This window comes from Geodermatophilus sp. SYSU D00663, assembly GCF_054050655.1.
Genome location: NZ_JBJGZT010000054.1, coordinates 1 through 3005, shown reverse-complemented (window position 1 = coordinate 3005; position 3005 = coordinate 1). Strand labels below are relative to the sequence as shown.

At 70.9% G+C, this 3005-nt stretch carries 3 protein-coding genes; all 3 read left to right on the top strand.

The window, feature by feature from the left end:
* Positions 1-76: 76 nt before the first annotated feature.
* From pstC to pstB, 3 genes are read left to right on the top strand one after another with little or no spacing between them, the layout of a single operon-like run.
* Positions 77-1030, top strand: a complete 954-nt coding sequence (pstC, locus tag ACI79Z_RS22795; RefSeq protein ID WP_387988336.1) for a phosphate ABC transporter permease subunit PstC — start codon at positions 77-79, stop codon at positions 1028-1030.
* Entirely contained in the window at positions 1030-2109 is a 1080-nt protein-coding gene (gene pstA, locus ACI79Z_RS22790) for a phosphate ABC transporter permease PstA (protein WP_387988335.1), read from the top strand. Before pstC ends, pstA begins: the two co-directional genes overlap by 1 nt.
* A 26-nt stretch (positions 2110-2135) precedes the next feature.
* Positions 2136-2915: a phosphate ABC transporter ATP-binding protein PstB gene (pstB, locus tag ACI79Z_RS22785; protein WP_387988334.1), complete on the top strand. Its 780-nt coding sequence runs from the start codon at positions 2136-2138 to the stop codon at positions 2913-2915.
* The last annotated feature ends 90 nt before the right edge of the window (positions 2916-3005 follow it).

Genomic DNA, 3005 nt, shown 5'->3' with positions numbered 1-3005 from the left:
GTCGGCCGACGCCCCGGGCCACCGCCCCGCCCGGAGACGGGCTCCCCGCACCGCCGATCGACCACCCGGAGCAACGGTGACCGCCACGAAGGCCCCCACCCCACCCCCGTCGCAGCAGCGCGTCGTGCGCCGGGCGGGGGACCGCATCTTCGCCGGCAGCGCCAAGGGCTCCGGCATCTTCATCCTGCTCGTGCTCGCGGGCGTGGCCGCCTTCCTCATCAGCGAGGCGATCCCCGCCCTCACCGCGCCGGCGGAGGACATCCCGGGCGGCGAGGGCCTGGCCGCCTACATCGGCCCGCTCATCCTCGGCACGCTCCTCGGCGCCGTCCTCGCCCTGATCGTGGCCACGCCGCTGGCGGTGGGCATCGCGCTCTTCGTCACCTACTACGCGCCCCGCCGCATCGCGGCCGGCCTCGGGTACGTGATCGACCTGCTCGCGGCCATCCCGAGCGTCGTCTACGGCTTCTGGGGGCTCGCGGTCCTCGCGCCGGCGCTGGTCCCGTTCCACGTCTGGGCCGCGGACGACCTGGGCTGGCTCCCGTTCTTCGCGGGCCCGGCCTCCACCAGCGGCCGCACGATGTTCACCGTCGGCCTGGTGCTCGCGGTCATGATCCTGCCGATCATCTCGGCCATCTCCCGCGAGGTGTTCAGCCAGGCCCCGGCCCTGCACCGCGAGGCCGCGCTCGCCCTCGGCGCCACGCGCTGGGAGATGATCAAGATGGCGGTGCTGCCCTACGGCAAGTCCGGCGTCATCGCCGGCGCGATGCTGGGCCTGGGCCGCGCGCTCGGCGAGACGATGGCGGTGGCCATCGTGCTGTCCGGCGGCGCCGGCGCCACGCTCAACCTGATCAGCAGCTCGAACCCCTCGACCATCGCGTCGAACATCGCCCTGCGCTTCCCCGAGGCCACCGGCCTGGGGATCAACACCCTGATCGCCAGCGGCCTGGTGCTGTTCGTCATCACCCTCGCGGTCAACATGCTCGCCCGCTGGATCGTCAACCGGCGCGCCGACTTCTCCGGAGCCAACTGATGAGCACCTCCACGCAGTCGACGCTGCAGGTCGCCCCGGAGCCGTCCGGCCCGGTCCCCCGCCGCTCCCGCCTCCCGCGGTTCGCCCCGCTGGGGCTCTACGCCGCCGGGATCGCGGTCGGGGCGCTGCTGTCGGCGCTCACCGGGTTCAGCGTCGCGCTCACCGTCATCTACGGCGCCGTCCTGGGCACGCTGGCCGTGTACGTCGGGTCCCGGGTCGTCGAGGGGTCACGCAAGGCCTCCGACCGGCTCGTCACCGCGCTGGTGACCACGGCCTTCGCGATCGCGATGATCCCGCTGGTGTCGCTGGTCTACACGGTGCTCGAGAAGGGCCTGGCGCGCTTCGACGCCGCCTTCTTCACCAACTCGATGTTCCGGGTCGTGGGCGAGGGCGGCGGCGCCTACCACGCCATCTTCGGCACGCTGGTCATCACCGCGGTGACCGCGGTGATCTCGGTGCCGATCGGCCTGCTGACCGCCATCTACCTCGTCGAGTACGGCACCGGCCGGCTGAAGAAGGCGATCACCTTCTTCGTCGACGTCATGACCGGCATCCCGTCGATCGTCGCCGGCCTGTTCGCCTTCGCGCTGTTCACGCTGCTGTTCGGCAACGACGTCCGGCTCGGCCTCATGGGGTCCGCGGCCCTCTCGGTGCTCATGATCCCGGTCGTCGTCCGCTCCTGCGAGGAGGTCCTCAAGCTCGTCCCCAACGAGCTGCGGGAGGCCAGCTACGCCCTGGGCGTGCCCAAGTGGCGGACGATCGTCAAGGTCGTCCTGCCGACCGCCGTCGCCGGCCTCGGCACCGGCATCACCCTCGCCGTGGCGCGCGTGATCGGCGAGACCGCGCCACTGCTCATCACCGTCGGCCTGATCACCGGCACGAACCTCAACCCGTTCGACGGGCGCATGGCGACGCTGCCGGTCTTCGCCTACTACCAGCTCACGCAGCCGGGTACCGACACCCAGGCGTTCCTCGACCGGGCCTGGACGGCGGCACTCGTCCTCATCATCCTGGTGATGGTCCTCAACGTCGTGGCCCGCCTGATCAGCCGCTTCTTCGCCCCCAAGACCGGTCGCTGACCGACCCCGACCCGGAGGATCCCCCCGTGGCCAAGCGCATCGAGGTCTCCGACCTCAACATCTACTACGGCAACTTCCTGGCCGTGGAGGGCGTGAACGTCTCCATCGAGCCGCGCAGCATCACCGCGCTGATCGGGCCGTCGGGCTGCGGGAAGTCGACCTTCCTGCGCTCGCTCAACCGCATGCACGAGGTCATCCCCGGTGCCCGCGTCGAGGGCAAGGTCGTCATGGACGGCCAGGACCTCTACGGCGCCGACACCGACCCGGTCGACGTCCGCCGGCAGATCGGCATGGTCTTCCAGCGGCCCAACCCGTTCCCGACGATGTCCATCTACGACAACGTCATCGCCGGCAACCGGCTCAACAACAAGCGGATGAAGAAGGCCGAGACCGACGAGCTGGTCGAGCGCTCGCTACGCGGCGCCAACCTGTGGGACGAGGTCAAGGACCGGCTGGGCCGCCCCGGCTCGGGCCTGTCGGGCGGTCAGCAGCAGCGGCTGTGCATCGCCCGCGCGATCGCCGTCGAGCCCGACGTGCTGCTCATGGACGAGCCCTGCTCGGCCCTGGACCCGATCTCCACGCTGGCCATCGAGGACCTGATGACCGAGCTCAAGGAGCGGTTCACCATCGTCATCGTCACGCACAACATGCAGCAGGCGGCGCGGGTGAGCCAGTCCACCGGGTTCTTCAACCTCAACGGCGTGGGCCAGCCCGGCCGGCTCATCGAGTTCAACCCGACCGAGAAGATCTTCAGCAACCCCGACCAGAAGGCGACCGAGGACTACATCTCCGGCCGCTTCGGGTGAGGGAGGACCCCTCGTCCCCCGCCGCTCGCGGCGGGACCCTGCGAGGGGGCCACGGACGGCCACGGGCCCGGTCAGCTGCTGACCGGGCCC